General features: G+C 69.4%; 13 protein-coding genes. 6 read left to right on the top strand and 7 right to left on the bottom strand.

Annotated elements, in window-relative coordinates; genetic code table 11:
* Positions 1–237 precede the first annotated feature (237 nt).
* Genes AC1DGI_RS07430 through AC1DGI_RS07440 form a run of 3 tightly spaced genes read left to right on the top strand, consistent with a single transcriptional unit; the run spans position 238 to position 5,507 of the window.
* On the top strand, positions 238–1,716 hold the full coding sequence (locus AC1DGI_RS07430) for an MFS transporter (RefSeq protein WP_476898319.1): 1,479 nt from the start codon (positions 238–240) through the stop codon (positions 1,714–1,716).
* Positions 1,717–3,957 (top strand): molybdopterin oxidoreductase family protein, encoded by a 2,241-nt coding sequence (locus AC1DGI_RS07435; RefSeq protein ID WP_476898320.1) that lies wholly within the window; start codon positions 1,717–1,719, stop codon positions 3,955–3,957.
* On the top strand, positions 3,954–5,507 hold the full coding sequence (locus AC1DGI_RS07440) for an FAD-dependent oxidoreductase (RefSeq protein ID WP_476898321.1): 1,554 nt from the start codon (positions 3,954–3,956) through the stop codon (positions 5,505–5,507). The genes AC1DGI_RS07435 and AC1DGI_RS07440 overlap by 4 nt, the downstream gene beginning before the upstream one ends.
* Before the next feature lie 27 nt (positions 5,508–5,534).
* Here AC1DGI_RS07440 and AC1DGI_RS07445 read toward each other — a convergent pair whose 3' ends face one another.
* From AC1DGI_RS07445 to AC1DGI_RS07460, 4 genes are all read right to left on the bottom strand, one after another.
* Positions 5,535–6,320, bottom strand: a complete 786-nt coding sequence (locus AC1DGI_RS07445; RefSeq protein WP_476898322.1) for an amino acid ABC transporter ATP-binding protein — start codon at positions 6,318–6,320, stop codon at positions 5,535–5,537.
* Positions 6,307–6,972, bottom strand: a complete 666-nt coding sequence (locus AC1DGI_RS07450) for an amino acid ABC transporter permease (RefSeq protein WP_441402057.1) — start codon at positions 6,970–6,972, stop codon at positions 6,307–6,309. The genes AC1DGI_RS07445 and AC1DGI_RS07450 overlap by 14 nt, the downstream gene beginning before the upstream one ends.
* Positions 6,973–7,008: 36 nt before the next feature.
* On the bottom strand, positions 7,009–7,830 hold the full coding sequence (locus AC1DGI_RS07455; protein ID WP_476898323.1) for an amino acid ABC transporter substrate-binding protein: 822 nt from the start codon (positions 7,828–7,830) through the stop codon (positions 7,009–7,011).
* Positions 7,831–8,006: 176 nt separating this feature from the next.
* Complete coding sequence (locus AC1DGI_RS07460; protein WP_441401618.1) at positions 8,007–8,546, bottom strand: flavodoxin domain-containing protein; 540 nt, start codon at positions 8,544–8,546, stop codon at positions 8,007–8,009.
* Between the two features lie 192 nt (positions 8,547–8,738).
* On the opposite strand from AC1DGI_RS07460, the gene AC1DGI_RS07465 reads away from it, so the two are divergent.
* Complete coding sequence (locus AC1DGI_RS07465; RefSeq protein WP_441401616.1) at positions 8,739–10,196, top strand: aldehyde dehydrogenase family protein; 1,458 nt, start codon at positions 8,739–8,741, stop codon at positions 10,194–10,196.
* A gap of 96 nt (positions 10,197–10,292) precedes the next feature.
* On the opposite strand, the gene AC1DGI_RS07470 is transcribed toward AC1DGI_RS07465, so the two are convergent.
* On the bottom strand, positions 10,293–11,708 hold the full coding sequence (locus tag AC1DGI_RS07470; RefSeq protein ID WP_476898324.1) for an NAD(P)H-quinone dehydrogenase: 1,416 nt from the start codon (positions 11,706–11,708) through the stop codon (positions 10,293–10,295).
* An 82-nt stretch (positions 11,709–11,790) separates the two neighbouring features.
* Between AC1DGI_RS07470 and AC1DGI_RS07475 the strand changes: the two genes are divergently transcribed.
* On the top strand, positions 11,791–12,609 hold the full coding sequence (locus AC1DGI_RS07475) for a purine-nucleoside phosphorylase (RefSeq protein ID WP_441401612.1): 819 nt from the start codon (positions 11,791–11,793) through the stop codon (positions 12,607–12,609).
* 80 nt (positions 12,610–12,689) lie between these two features.
* Here the strand turns inward: AC1DGI_RS07475 and AC1DGI_RS07480 are convergent, their stop codons facing one another.
* A complete protein-coding gene (locus AC1DGI_RS07480) occupies positions 12,690–13,169 on the bottom strand; it encodes an RrF2 family transcriptional regulator (protein WP_441401610.1) in 480 nt (159 codons plus the stop codon).
* A 242-nt stretch (positions 13,170–13,411) separates the two neighbouring features.
* Here AC1DGI_RS07480 and AC1DGI_RS07485 point away from each other — a divergent pair, with 242 nt between their 5' ends.
* Positions 13,412–15,163, top strand: a complete 1,752-nt coding sequence (locus tag AC1DGI_RS07485) for a phospho-sugar mutase (protein ID WP_476898325.1) — start codon at positions 13,412–13,414, stop codon at positions 15,161–15,163.
* On the opposite strand, the gene nirD is transcribed toward AC1DGI_RS07485, so the two are convergent.
* On the bottom strand, positions 15,160–15,543 hold the full coding sequence (nirD, locus tag AC1DGI_RS07490) for a nitrite reductase small subunit NirD (RefSeq protein ID WP_476898326.1): 384 nt from the start codon (positions 15,541–15,543) through the stop codon (positions 15,160–15,162). The genes AC1DGI_RS07485 and nirD overlap by 4 nt on opposite strands.
* Between the last annotated feature and the right edge of the window lie 37 nt (positions 15,544–15,580).

Below are 15,580 nucleotides of genomic sequence, written 5' to 3' on the forward strand. Positions count from 1 at the left end.
GCAAAGGAATGGATATATCTGACATAATAGTCGCCGAAGTCCACCCAATGGACAAATAGTCCAGTATTTGGACGTGAGCACGGTCCCACCCCTTGGACACCCCGCCAGCGGTCCCCGACTCCGCCTCACGCTGTGGCGCAAGCCACGTTAGGCAAACGTCACAGCGCGTTAACAAACCACGAGCGTCCCCGAAACGCGGCGTCCCTAGTTTTGAGGGACACCACGATGGAGGTCCCCGTGACTGCTGAAGGCATTGCAGACGCCGCAACCGGCGTTTCCCCGAACCACGACGCCGCTGCTGGAGCGGCCGCCGCGCCCGCCGCAGCATCCGCCGAACGCACCGCCGAACGCACCGCCGTCGGCGGCCCGGCGCTGGAGTACCGGCCGGGCCGGTGGATTGCCAACTGGGACGCCGAAAACAAGGCCCAGTGGGAGTCTCTGGGCCGCGGGATCGCCCGCCGGAACTTGAACTGGTCCATCTTCGCCGAGTTCCTGGGTTTTGTGGTCTGGCAGCTCTGGTCGATTGTGGTGGTCCAGCTCCCCGCCGCCGGCTTCCGCTTCTCCACCAACGAAATCTTCTGGTTGATCTCGATGCCCAGCCTGGTTGGCGCGACGTTGCGGATCCCCTACACCTTCATGGTCCCGCGCTTCGGCGGCCGGAACTGGACCATCGTCTCGGCCATGCTGCTGCTGGTTCCCTCAACCGGGCTGGCGCTCTGCGTCGGCAACCCGGGCACTCCGTTCGGTGTGATGCTGCTCGTTGCCGCCCTGGCCGGCTTCGGCGGCGGAAACTTCGCCAGCTCGATGGCCAACATCACGTTCTTCTACCCGGCCCGCGAAAAGGGCTGGGCGCTGGGGCTGAACGCCGCAGGCGGAAACCTGGGCGCCGCCGTTGCGCAGCTCGCCGTACCGGTCGCCGTCACTCTGCTGGCCGCAGGCTCCGTGAATCTGCCCGTCGCCGGGCTGATGTGGATCCCGCTGATCCTGCTCGCCGCGTTCGGTGCCTGGAAGTACATGGACAACCTGACCAGCGCCAGGGGCGATGTCGCCGGCTCGCTCGCCGCCGTCAGGGAACCGCACCTGTGGGTGATGGCCTTGCTCTACATCGGCACCTTCGGCTCCTTCATCGGCTTCGCCGGCGTGTTCCCCAAGCTCATCAAGGACTACTTCCCGGCGTTCTCCTCGATCGGCGTCGGAACCGTGGCGTTGTCGCTGGCGTTCCTGGGCCCGCTGGTCGGCTCCCTGGCCCGGCCCTTCGGCGGGAGGATGGCTGACCGGCTGGGCGGGGCACGGATGACCGTGACCGCGTTCGGCGCGATGGCAGTCATCACCCTGGCCATGGTCTGGACCCTGCCGCTGGGGAGCTTCTGGCTCTTCCTGGTTCTCTTCCTGGCCTTGTTCACTGCCAGCGGCTTCGGCAACGGGGCCACCTACCGGATGATCCCGGTGATCTTCGCCTTGCACAGCCGGGCGGCGCTCTCCGGGGCCAGCACGGTTGACACCCAGCGGCTGGCCTCCTCCGCGCTGGGCCTGATTTCCGCGGTCGGCGCCTACGGCGGCTTCGTGATCCCACAGGTCCTCAACGCCTCCAACACAGCCAGCGGCTCCTACACCCCGGCCTTTTACGGCTTCGTCGCGGCCTACGTCGTGATGCTGCTGGTGTGCTGGGCCTGTTACCTGCGCCCCGCCACCCGTCACGGAAAGGGCCACGTCTAGATGACCGCCGGCGCCGCCACCCACTGCCCCTACTGCGCCCTGCAGTGCGCCATGACACTGACCGCGCCGGCTGCCGTTCCCCCGGCCGCTGCATTTCCGGCAGCGACTGCAATTCCGGCAGCGCTGGCTGCCCCGCTGGAGGTGGCCGGTCGGGACTTCCCCACCAACGGCGGCGGACTGTGCCGCAAGGGCTGGACCTCGGCGGCGCTGCTGCACCACCCGGAGCGCGTTACCGAGCCCCTGCTTAGGGGCGCCGACGGCGTCCACCGCCCGGTCAGCTGGGAGACAGCGCTGGAACTCACCGCCACGGCGGTAAGGAAGGCCCGTTCCGAGCACGGGCCCGACGCCGTCGGCGTCTTCGGCGGGGGCGGACTCACCAACGAAAAGGCCTACCAGCTGGGCAAATTCGCCCGGCTCGCCCTGGGCACCTCGCGGATCGACTACAACGGCCGGTTCTGCATGTCCTCGGCCGCCGCGGCCGGGATGCGCGCCTTCGGTCTGGACCGCGGGCTGCCGTTCCCGCTGGCGGACCTCGATGCCGCCAGCACCATCCTGCTGCTCGGCTCCAACGTCGCCGAGACCATGCCGCCGTTCATCCAGCACCTGCGGGGGGCGCGCGACGCCGGCGGTCTGATCGTCGTCGACCCCCGCCGCTCCGCCACCGCGGCTTTCACCGCCGACGGCGGGGGCCTGCACCTTCAGCCGCTGCCAGGCACGGACCTGGCCCTGCTGCTGGGCCTCGCGCACGTGGTGGTCCACGAGGGCCTGGCGGACAGCGGCTACATCGCGGCGCGGACCACGAACTACCCGGTCCTGGCCCGGAGCGTCGCCCCCTACTGGCCCGAGCGGGTGCAATCCCTCACCGGGGTTCCCGCCGGGCTGATCCGTGACACCGCACGGCGGCTGGCCGCCGGCGCCCTGCAGGGTGGCAGCTACATCCTCACCGGCCGCGGCATCGAACAGCATGTCGACGGCACCGACACCGCCACCGCGGCGATCAATCTCGCCCTGCTGCTTGGGCTGCCGGGCTCGGCGCGCAGCGGCTACGGCACCCTTACCGGTCAGGGCAACGGCCAGGGCGGCCGCGAACACGGCCAGAAGGCCGACCAGCTCCCCGGCTATCGCAAGATTGCCGACCCCGTCGCCCGCGCCCACATCGCGGCGGTCTGGGGCGTCCCGGAGTCCTCCATCCCCGGGCCGGGTGTCCCCGCCGTCGAACTGCTCAGGTCGCTGGGACAGCCCGACGGCGTCCGCTGCCTGTTCGTGCACGGAGCCAACGTGGCAGTGTCAGCCCCGGACGCGAACGCCGTGGCCGCCGGTCTGCGGAGCCTGGACTTCCTGGTAGTTTGCGACTTCTTCATTTCCGAGACCGCCGCCGAGGCGGACCTGATCCTGCCGGTGACCCAGTGGGCTGAGGAGGAAGGCACCCTGACCAACCTCGAGGGTCGGGTGCTCCGCCGCCGGCGGGCGATCGCTCCCCCGCCCGGGGTGCGCAGTGAACTATGGATCATCACCCGGCTGGCCGAATTGCTGGAGGCACCCTCGGCGTTTAGCGAGGATCCGGAAACCGTGTTCGAAGAACTCCGCCTCGCGTCCGCCGGCGGCTTGGCCGACTACTCCGGGATCGACTACGCCATGCTGGACCGCGGCGAGGAAGCCTATTGGCCGTACCCGACCGGGAGCACCGGGACCCCGCGGCTGTTCCTCGACTCCTTTGCCCACGCCGATGGCCGGGCGGTGTTCACCCCGGTGGCGCCCCGCCGTGGTCCTTCGGCGGCGGAGGGCGCCGGCGCTGAGCAGTCCGGACGGCCGATGACCCTCATCACCGGTCGGCTCATGGAGCACTACCAGTCCGGCGCGCAGACCCGCCGGGTGGCCGCGCTCGACGAAGCCCGGCCGGAGGCGCGGCTGGAACTGCACCCCGCCGCGGCAGCCGCCCAGGGCATCGCCGACGGCGACTTCGTTTCGATTTCCAATGAGCGCGGCGTGGTGAGGTGCCGCGCCGAACTGAGCCCGGACATCCGCCCGGAGACGGTGTTCCTGCCGTTCCATTTCCCGGAGCTCCAGAGCGCCAACCGGCTCACCGAGGCGGCCACGGACCCCATTTCCGGGATGCCCGAGTTCAAGAGCAGCAGGGTCTGGATTCGGCCGGCGGTTCCCGGCGAGGTCGTGCTCGAGCGCGAACCCGGCGATCGCAGCGGTGTCCCAGGCCTCGTACTTCAAGCGGAGGAGACCTCATGACGGAGCGAATTGTGGTGGTGGGCTTCGGGCCGGTCGCCGCGAGGCTGATCGACGCGCTGCTGCCGGCCGTGCGCGGCGGCATCGTGCATCTGACGGTGATCGGTGAAGAGTCCGAGGCAGCCTACAACCGCGTCCTGGTGGCCGATCTCGGCGTCGGCCGGACCACGCAGGCAGCCCTGGCCCTCGCGGACGCGGCGGCGTTGGTGGCCGACGGCGTGGACGTCCGCCTCGGCATCCGGGTCCGCCGGGTGGACCGCGCCCGGCAGCGGGTCCTGCTGAGCGACGGCAGCTCCCCGGGGTACGAGCGGCTGGTCTTCGCCACCGGCTCCCGGCCGGTGATCCCCAACCTGACCGGGCTAAACCCGGACCCCGCCGCCCCGGTGCTGCCCGCGGGGGTGACCGCGCTGCGGGATCTCCGCGACGCGTCAAAGCTCCGGGCCGCGGTGGCCGGCGGCAAGCGCCTGGTGGTCCTCGGCGGCGGCGTGCTTGGCCTCGAGACGGCGCTGGCCGCGGCTGAGGAGGGCGCCACCGTGACCGTGGTGCACAACGGCCCGCATCCGCTGGGGCGGAACATCGACCGCGGCGGCGGCGCCGTGCTCGCGGCCTCGCTGCGGAACTGCGGGGTACGGGTAACCGGCAACGCACGCTCTGTCGCCGTGGAGACGGCGGCCGACGGCGGTTTCTCGGCGCTGCTGCTGGACGACGGTTCCGCGATCGACGGCGAGCTGCTGGTGCTTTCCTGCGGCGTGCGGCCGCGGACGGAACTGGCGGAGGGCTGCGGACTCTCGATCGGCGCCGGGATCTTGGTGGACCACAAGCTCCGCGCCCACCACGAGCCCCATATTTTTGCGATCGGCGACTGCGTCGAGGTCCGCTGCCCGGACCCGGAGTGCATGGAGTGCCGGACCGCGCGCGGGCCGTCCGGGCTGGTCGGACCAGGCTGGCGGCAGGCCGAATGGCTCGCCGACTACCTGACCCTGTTGGGGTCCGGCGCCGGGGCGGAGGCCGAAGCCTTGCCGGCACTGCCAGCGGAACAACCTGGGGTGATCGTGCTCAAGGCCCGCGGTATGAACGTCGCCGTGGCCCGCGATGTTTCCGCCGATCCGTGGGACGAGGAAGCCCTGACCGCAGGGGCGGTGAACGGCCGGGCGCCGCTGCAGGTTGCCCAGTGGGCCGATCCCGGACACGGCCGCTACGTCAAGATGACCACCCGGGCCGGGGTGCTGGAAGGCCTCGTAGCCGTGGGGATGCCGCGCGCCGCGGCCGAGCTGGTGCAGCTCTTTGAGCGAGGTGACGAGCTCCCGGCCGACCGGTCGCTGCTGCTCCGCCTCGACGGACCGGACCAGGCGGGGGTGGCTGCGGCCGATCCGGAGCGCACCGTGTGCCGCTGCGCCGGGGTGAGCGGGACGGCCATTGCCGCGGCGGCATCCGACGGGTGCGGGACGGTGGCCCAGGTCTCGGCCGCCACCCGCGCCGGGACCGGCTGCGGCGGCTGCCACGACGACATCAAGGCAATCATCGAGAAGCACTACCGGGTGGCGGTGGCGTAGCGGGCAGCCTCTAAGCCCGGGGCCGGCCTAGAAGGGATTCAGCAGCCGGTCCACGAACTGTCGGGTGCGTTCCTCGCGCGGGTCGCGGAGCACGGTGTCCGGGTGGCCACGTTCCACGACGACCCCGCCGTCCATAAAGATGACTTCGTTGGCGACCTCGCGGGCAAACGCCAGTTCATGGGTGACCACCACCATGGTCCAGCCTTCGTCCGCCAGCTCCTTGATTACCGTCAGGACCTCGCCAACCAGTTCCGGGTCCAACGCCGACGTCGGCTCGTCAAAAAGCAGCAGCTGCGGACGCAGGGCCAGCGCGCGGACAATCCCGACGCGCTGCTGCTGCCCGCCGGAGAGCTCGAACGGATAGCTGTACTCCTTGTCCGCGAGTCCGACGCGGGCGAGCAGTTCCCGGGCTTCCTGGACGGCCTCTGCTTTGGGCCGCTTCTGCACCTGGACCGGGCCCTCGATGATGTTTTCGAGGGCCGTTTTGTGCGGGAAGAGATTGTAGTGCTGAAACACCATGGCGCTGCGGTCCCGCAAGGCGGACAGCTGTTTCTTCGACGCCTGGGCGGAAAAGTCGACCGCAAGCTCGCTGCCGAACTCGACGATGCCGGCGTCGGGAACTTCGAGTCCGTTGAGGCACCGCAGGACCGTCGTTTTGCCCGAGCCCGAGGGCCCGATCAAGGTGACCACTTCGCCGCGGCGGACGTCGATGTCAATGGATTTCAACACTTCGTGCTGGCCGAAGGCCTTGCGCAGTCCGCGGACGGTCAGCAGCCGGGCGGTGCCCGGGAGATCGGATTCAGTGGGCGACATAGCGGTCCAATCTCTTCTCGAGGACGGACTGTCCGCCGGCGAGGGCCAGGCAGATGATCCAGTAGATGACGGCCGCTTCCAGATACAGCAGCATGAACTCCTGGCTGAAGGCCGCCACCTGCTGTGCCTGGCGGAACAGCTCGGTCACGAGGATCAGCGAGGCCAGGGACGTGTCCTTGACCAGGCTGATGAAGGTGTTGGACAGCGGCGGGACCGAGACTCGGGCGGCCTGCGGCAGGATGATCCGCACCAGGGACTGGCGGCGGGACATGCCGATGGTGTGTCCGGCCTCCCACTGGCCCTTGGGAACCGACAGGATGGCGGCCCGGATGACCTCGGCGGCGTAGCCGCCCACGTTCAGCGAGAAGGCGATGATTGCACTCGGCCAGGGACTGATGGTGATGCCGATGGAGGGCAGCCCGTAAAAGATGACAAACAACTGAACCAGCAGGGGCGTACCGCGGATCACCGAAATGTAGATCCGCGCGATTCCGGAGAGGACCGGATTCCGGCTCAGCCGCATCAGGGCGACCACCAGGGCCAGCAGCAGCCCGAGACCGAACGAGGCCAGCGCCACTGGAATGGTGCCGGTGACGGCGCCCATCAGGATCGGCCCGAGCGAGCTCCAGACAAGCTCCCAGTTGATCGTCATGACCGGGCGCGGCGTTCGTCGACGGTAACCATCCCGCTACTTGGTGACGTCGGCGTCAAAGTATTTCTGCGAAATTTTCGTCAGGGTTCCGTCGGCCTGCAGTTCGGTCAAGGCCTTGTTGACAGCGTCGGCGAGGGTGGTGGAGCCCTTGCGGAACGCGAAGGCGCTCAGCGACTTGTCGGTGGTCTCCGCGGCGATCTTGATGCTGTCGTCCTTCGCCGTCTTCTGCTGGTCCAGGTAGGTCAGTTTGTCGTTGATGGTGGCGTCGACGCGGCCCTGCTTGAGCAGCGTGATCGCCTGCGCCCAGCCCTCGACCGCCTGCACGTTGGCCCCGCTCTGCTGGGCCAGCTTGTACCAGTTGCTCGTCAGCGATTGCGCCGTGGTCTTGCCCTTGAGTCCGTCAAAGGAGGTGATGCTGGAGTTGTCCGACTTGGTGACGATGACGCCCGTGCTCACCGTGTACGGGGTGGAGAAATCGTACTTCGCCTTGCGCTCGTCGGTGATCGAAACCTGGTTGGCGACGACGTCGAACCGTTTGGCTTCGAGGCCGGCGAAGATGGCGTCGAACTGTGTCTCCTGGAAGTTCGGCTTGACGCCAAGCTTGCCGGCGACGGCGGTGATGATTTCCACGTCGTAGCCCGTCAGTTCCCCGCTGCCGTTGGCGTGGAATGAGAAAGGCTTGTAGGTGCCCTCCGTGCCGATCTTGAGCACGCCGGCGCTCTTGACGTCGCTCAACGAGGTGTCGGGGCCGCCGGCCGGTGCGGAGCTGGACGGGCTCGTGGACGCCGACCCACACCCGGTCAGGGCCAGTCCTGCCGCTGCGATAAGGCCGATGACGGAAAGTCGTGTGCGCTTCATGATGGTCCTTCATAGAGGAGCCGGACGGGCTCGACAGCTTCGCCGCTTGGCGGCATTCTACTTGCGACGATAGCAAGATCGTCCCGTCCTTGGGCACCCCAAATGACGGCGTGTGACCCATTGGTGAGACGGATTTGACTCAGCCCGGTCCGGTGGGGATGGTCCGGCGTACTAACCTAGAGCGGGGCCGGGAACTGCTCCGCCAGGAAATCCTCGGCGAAGCGCCGGACGCCGTCCCATTCGGTGTAGACGTAGTCGCGGGACATGTCCGTGTCCGGGGACCCCTTGCTGCTGACGATCTTCTTCATCATGTGCCGTTTGAGGAAGCCGTACTGCGTATAGGGCAGCGCCCCGCCGAACAAACCGACGTGGGCAGGGCGCCAGCCGGTCTCCTGTTCGAAGTTCTCCACATAGTCCTCCGCGTTGGCCTCGTCCCCGTGCGCGGCGAGGCTGACCGAGAACAGTGCTGAGGGCAGCCGTTCGAGCGCCGCCCTGTTCGTGCGGACGAAATCGGTGACGAAACCCTCGTGCTTGCCCATGTGGACCGAGGCGCCGACGATGACGCCGTCGCACTCGTCCGGGAGGGCGTCGCCGGAGGTTTGGAGATCGACCGTCCGCGCCTCGTGGCCGTGCTCGCGAATGACGTAGGCAAGATATTCGGCGATCCTGGCGGTCTGGCCCTCGACGGTCCCGAACAGGATAGAGATGTTGGCCATGGTCCACTCTGTGCCCGTGCGGGCACGGACGGGTAGGGTCCAAGTCCCCGGCGGCCGGCGGCGAGGGCTCACTGTCACCAGACGGGGGTCTTGACGGCGACGGCGGCACAGCATGTGATGGACGGGACCGGACCCTACGCCTTCCGCGGGCCCCTAGACGCCCCGGGCAGCTCCACGATGAAAGGACACGACATGTCCCTGCTCGATTCCGCCCTTTGGGACGGCAAGATCTACGTCAACGGCTGGCGCGCCGGCGGCGGCGGCACCGGCGCCAGCGTCGAACCGGCTACCGGCGAGCAGCTGGGCAGCTACGGCGTCGCCTCGGTGGCGGATGTCCGCGAGGCCGCCGCGGCCGCCGCGAAGGCGCAAAAGGAGTGGGCCGCCCGCAACCCGGAGGACCGGGCCGCGGTACTGCGCCGCGCGGGGCAGCTCTGGGAGGAACACGGGGCGGAAATTCAGGACTGGCTCGTCCGCGAATCCGGCGGCATCCCGCCCAAGGCCGGGCTGGAAACACACATCGCCGCCAACGAGTGCTACGACGCCTCGGCGCTGCCCGCGCTGCCGGCGGGCGACGTGCTGACCTCCAACGAAAACCGCTGGTCCTTCGCCCGCCGCCGGCCGGTGGGCGTGGTGTCCGTGATCGCGCCGTTCAACTTCCCGCTGATCCTCTCGATCCGCGCCGTCGCGCCCGCCCTGGCTCTCGGCAACGCGGTGCTGCTCAAGCCGGACCCGCGGACCGCGGTCTGCGGCGGTGTGACGGTGATGCGGATTTTCGAGGAGGCCGGGCTCCCGCCGGGGCTGCTCGCACTGCTGCCGGGCGGCGCGGACGTCGGCGCCGCCGTCGTCGAGGCCCCCGAAGTCCGCGTGATCGCGTTTACCGGTTCGACGGCCGCCGGCCGAAAGGTCGGCGAGTCAGCCGGCCGGCTGCTCAAACGCGCCCACCTGGAGCTGGGCGGCAACAGCGCGCTGATCGTGCTGCCGGGCGCCGACCTGGCCAAGGCGGCCTCCGCGGCGGCGTTCGGATCGTTCATGCACCAGGGCCAGATCTGCATGGCGGCCGGACGGCACATCGTGCACGAGGACCTCTACGAGGACTATGTCGCCGCCCTCGCCGAGAAGGCCCGCCAGCTTCCGGTGGGAGATCCCAAGAGCGGCACCGTGGCGCTGGGTCCGGTGATCGACGAGCGCCAGCTGCAGCGGGTGGACGGGATCGTCCAGGACGCGGTGCAGGGCGGTGCGCGGCTGGCCGCCGGGGGCACCCACGATGGCCGCTTCTACCAGCCCACAGTGCTGGTGGACCTGCAGCATGACAGCCGGGCCTGGAAGGACGAAATCTTCGGACCGGTGGCGCCGGTGATGAAGTTTTCCACCCTCGACGAGGCCGTTGCGCTGGCCAACGACAACGAATACGGCCTCTCCATCGGCATCCTGGGCGACGTCGGCCTGGCCATGACCGTCGCGGACCGGCTGGACTCCGGGAAGGTCCACATCAACGAACAGACGGTCTCGGACGAGGCGAACTCACCCTTCGGTGGGGTGAAGAACTCGGGCAACGGCTCGAGGGTCGGCGGGCATCACGCCAACATGGAGTCCTTCACGGAGCTCCAGTGGCTCACCATGCGCCCGGACATCGCGCCTTACCCGTTCTAGCCGGCAGTTCTAGCCGGCGGTCCGGCCGGACAACAGGAAAGGAGCAACCGGCGCAGACTTTCCGCCGGGTTACTCCTTTTCGCCGTGGCGAGTTGCCTACATGTGGACGTGCAGGCGCCTGGCCGCTTCCGAGATGGAGCCGCTCAGCGACGGGTAGACGGTGAAGGTGCTGGCGACGTCGTCGACGTGCAGTTTCTGCGTCACCGCAAGGGAAATCGCGAAGATCAGCTCCGAGGCGTTCGGTCCCACCACGACGCCGCCGATCACGGTGCCGGAGCCCTTGCGGGCGAAGATCTTGACGAAGCCGTCCTTGTGGTTGCGCATCTTGGCCCGCGCGTTGCTGCTGAGCGACAGCTTGATGACGTCGCCCTGGTACTTGCCGGAGTCGATTTCGGCCTCGGAGACGCCGACGTTGGCGATCTCGGGCGAGGTGAAGATGTTCGACGCCACCTGGTGCAGCTTGAGCGGGGTGACGCCGTCGCCCAGGAAGTGCGCGATCGCGATGCGGCCCTGCATCGCGGCCACCGAGGCGAGGGCCAGCACGCCGGTGCAGTCGCCCGCGGCGTAGATGTTCGGCGCGGTGGTGCGCGAGACGCCGTCGACCTTGATGTGGCCGCTCTCGGTCAGCGCGACGCCGGCCTCCTCGAGGCCGATCCCGGCGGTGTTCGGGATCGAGCCGACGGCCACCAGGCAGTGGCTGCCGGTGACCTTGGAGCCGTCGCCAAGGGTGACCACGACGCCGTCGTCCGTGCGCTCCACGGTCTGGGCGCGGGCCCGCGACAGCACCTTCACGCCGCGGCGTTCGAAGACGCCTTCCAGCACCTCGGCGGCGTCCGTGTCGGAGCCGGGCAGCACCCGGTCGCGGCTGGAAATAAGGGTGACCTTGGAGCCCAGGCCGTTGTACGCGGACGCGAACTCGGCGCCGGTGACGCCGGAGCCCACCACGATCAGCTCCTCGGGGAGCTCGTCCAGGTTGTAGATCTGAGCCCAGTTCAGGATCCGCACGCCGTCCGGGCGGGCCGTGGGCAGCTCTCGCGGGTGCGCGCCGACCGCCAGCAGGACCGCGTCGGCCTTGATCGTCTCGGTGCCGTCGACGGTCAGGACCTCGAGGGTGTGGCTGTCGCGCATCTTCCCGGAGCCGATCAGAATGCGGACGCCCTGCTTCTCCAGGCCCCGCCTGATGTCGGCGGACTGCTGCCGGGCCAGGCCCAGCAGCCGGTCGTTGATGTGCTTGAGGTCCGCGCGCATCGTCGGGGCGCAGTCGCCGCCGTCGACGTCGAATTTGACGCCCAGCTCGCCGGCCTCGGCCATGCGGGTCATCAGGTCCGCCGTCGCGATCAGGGTCTTGGACGGCACGACGTCGGTCAGCACCGCGGACCCGCCGAGACCGGCGCGTTCGACGATGGTGACCTGCGCCCCCAGGGAAGCGGCGACCATGGCGGCTTCGTAGCCGCCGGGCCCTCCGCCCAGAATTGCAATTCGGGGAGCGCTGAAATCGGGGTGCGTAGTCACAATCATCCATTGTCCACCATTCGAACCGGCGCCACCAATGAGGAGGCTGGGCAGCGCCGCGCGGGCACGGTAGCTTATTCCAGTGAGTAATACAGAATTCCTGAACACAGACCCCTTCGACGCCGCCCGCGCCGCCGCCGATTACATCGCCGCAGAGACAGGCGTCGATAGCCACGACGTCGCGCTGGTGCTCGGCTCGGGCTGGGGCGACGCCGCCGAACTGATCGGCGAGACCACCGCCACGCTGTCGGCCGACGAGGTCCCCGGGTTCTCCTCCCCCACCGTGGTGGGCCATGTGGGCACCATCCGCTCGGTGCTGACCCGGGAGGGCAAACGCGCCCTGGTCCTCGGCGCCCGCACGCACTACTACGAGGGCAAAGGCGTCCGGGCGGTCGTGCACGGCGTCCGCACCGCGGCCGCCGCAGGCTGCAAGACCCTGGTGCTGACCAACGGGTGCGGCGGCCTGAACGAGGACTGGGCGCCGGGCACCCCCGTGCTGATCAGCGACCACATCAACCTCACCGCCACTTCCCCGCTTGAAGGCGCCACCTTCGTGGACCTCACCGACCTGTACTCCTCGCGGATCCGCGGCCTGGCCCGCGAAGTGGACCCCAGCCTGGACGAAGGCATCTACGCCCAGTTCACCGGCCCGCACTACGAGACCCCGGCGGAGGTGCAGTACGCCAAGCGGATCGGCGCGTCCCTGGTGGGCATGTCCACCGCGCTCGAGGCCATTGCCGGCCGCCACGCGGGCATGGAGGTCTTCGGCATCTCACTCGTGACCAACCTCGCCGCCGGCATCAGCCCGGTGCCGCTGAGCCATGGTGAAGTCCTTGAAGCCGGACAGGCCGCGGCTCCGCGCATCTCCAAGCTGCTCGCCGAAATCGTCGCCAAGCTCTGAGCCGGACCTCGCCGGCTGTCCTGAGCCCGGCCGGCGGGCCGGGACCTCGCCGGCCGTCCGGCGGGCCGCCCCGCCTCGTCCTAGCCGGCGGCCAGGTGCCGGACGGCCTTCTCCCGGTCCCCGGGGAAGCGGCGTTCCATGGAGTCGGCGATCCCGGCGATGGTCTGCCGCGCCAGCGCCTGCCGCCACGCCAGCTCGGCCTGCCGCATGGTCTGGGAGATCAGGCAGGTCCGGACGAAGTCTTGCTGCCGGTCCGCTTCCGGGACATCACCCAGGATGCCTTCACAGCGGAAGGCCGGCTCCGCTCCTTCCAGGGCCAGCACCACGTCCAGCACCGTGATGTTTTCCGGGGTGCGCGCCAGGTGGAAGCCGCCGCGCGGGCCCGAGACCGAGGTCAGGATGCCGGCCCGGACTAGGGCCTGGAGCTGTTTATTCAGGTATGCGGCGGGAAGCCGGTAGAAGGCCGCGAGCCTGGCGCTGTTCACTGCCTCGCCCGGCGGCGTCCAGGACATGTTGACGCACGAGTGCACGGCCCATTCCACCCCTCGGCCCATTTTCATATTCCAGACGCTACGTGTCCGGAAAAATGGCTGTCAATGCTCCGCCGGGACAACCGCCGCGCTCTTGAGCGGATCCTTCGGAAGCCCTGTACCGGGCCGACCGCTCGCCGCTGTGTCGGCCGGAAACCCTGCGGTGCGGGCCACCTCGCGGAGCGGGACAGCCCAGAGTGTGACGGAACCGTAAGCCGGGCCCGCGCCCGTCCGGGCGCGGCGGGCCCGGGTTTGACGCTAGTTTGGTATCCATGACGTCTTCCGATGCCGCATTGACCCAACTGTTGAGCGACGCCCGCAACTGGGCGGCCCAGGATCCCGATCCGGCCACCACCACCGCCCTGACCGAGCTGATCCGCCTCTCCGACGACGGAGTCGCGGGAGCCCGGCAGGAGCTGGCCGACAGTTTCAGCGGCACCCTCCAGTTCGGCACCGCGGGACTGCGGGCAGCCCTCGGCGCCGGGCCGAACCGGATGAACCGGGTGGTCGTGCGCCGCGCCGCCGCCGGTCTCGCCGCCTTCCTCGGCAGCACTGTCGCCCAGGCCGCGCCGGGAACCCGGCCGCGCGCCGTCGTCGGTTACGACGCCCGCTACAACTCAGACATTTTCGCCGAAGAGACTGCCGCGATCTTCACCGCCGCCGGCATCGAGACGTTCCTGATGCCGGCAGCGCTGCCCACACCGCTGCTCGCCTACGCGGTCCGCGCCCTGGACTGCGACGGCGGGGTCATGGTCACGGCCAGCCACAACCCCCCGCAGGACAACGGGTACAAGGTCTACCTGGGCCGCCACGCCGTCGAAGACAGCGGGCGCGGCGCCCAGATCGTGGCGCCGTACGACGCCCTGATCGCCGCGGAGATTGAGGCCGTCGGCGCACTGGATTCGATCGCGCTGGCGCCGGCCGGCTGGACGGTGCTGGATCCGTCGGTCGCCGCCGACTACCAAGCCGCCGTCGCCGCCCTCGCCGAGCCGGAGCGTTTCCCGGCCCGCGACCTCAAAATCGTCCTCACCCCCATGCACGGCGTCGGCGGCAGTACGGCCGTGGCGGTGCTGGCGGCGGCCGGCTTCACCGACGTCAGCCTGGTCGCCGAGCAGGCGGAGCCGGACCCCGACTTTCCCACCGTGAACTTCCCGAACCCCGAAGAGCCCGGCGCCCTCGACCTCGCGCTGGAAGCCGCTGCCCGGGTGGACGCCGACCTTGTGATCGCCAACGACCCCGACGCCGACCGCGCCGCTGTTGCGGCCAAGGACCCGGACACCGGCGCCTGGCGGATGCTGCGCGGCGACGAGGTGGGCGCCCTGCTGGGTGCGCACGTCGTGGCGCGTCTGGCCGTCTCCGGGGACGCCGGCGGCGGCGCCGCAGCCGGCGTCTTCGCCAATTCAATCGTTTCGTCCCGGCTGCTGGCGCGCATCGCCGCCGCCGCGGGTTACGCCCACGAGGAAACCCTCACGGGTTTCAAATGGATCGCCCGCGTCCCCGGCCTGCTTTACGGGTACGAAGAGGCGCTGGGCTACTGCGTCGCACCCGCCCTGGTGCGGGATAAGGACGGGATTTCCGCGGCGGTGCTGATCGCCGAACTCGCGGCCGCTGCCAAGGCCGAGGGCAAGACTATTTTCGACACCCTCGACGAGCTGTACCTGGTCCACGGGCTGCACGCTAATGACCAGCTCAGCATCCGCGTTGCGGACCTGGGGCTGCTGGACGCCATGATGAACCGGCTGCGGGTCAGCCCGCCCGAATCCTTCGGTGGCTCCGCCGTCGAAACCGCGACGGACCTGGCGGTCGGCAGTGAACAACTCCCGCCCACTGAGGGGCTGCTCTACCTGACCCGGGACCACACCCGCGTCATCATTCGTCCGAGCGGCACCGAACCGAAACTCAAGTGCTACCTCGAGGTGATCCGCAGCGTCGGATCGGCCGCCGAGTTGCCGGCCGCCCGGCTCGAGGCCCGCGCCGCGCTCGACGCCGTCCTGGCCGACGTGCGCGAAGCGCTGGGGCTCTAGAGTTCCACCTCGATAAAGCCGGCCGAAACCCGGGCGGCGAAGGTGCCCAGGCGCAGCTCCGGGTTACCGAGGCACTCCCCCGTTCCGAGGTCGTAAACCTCCTTGTGCAGCGGCGAGGCCAGCGTCCGGCGGGCGCCGCGCGAACCGGTGATGCCGCGGGCCATGACATGCGCCCCGGTCGCCGGATCGGCATGCTCGACGGCGAATACCTCACCGGCGGCCGTGCGGAACAATGCCACCTGGCGTCCCGCTATCAGCGCAGCCTCGCCCCAGCCGGGCTCCAGGTCCTCCACGGCGCACACCCGGTGCCAGGCAGCTCCGGCTCCACCGCCGATTCGCTTCCCGTGGTTGCGGGCTGTGCTTTCCAGTACGGCGGTCATGTCGGCCCCTATCAAAATTACCGGCCACGGCTGCGGC

It is taken from the genome of Arthrobacter sp. 05N428_2 (assembly GCF_056397065.1).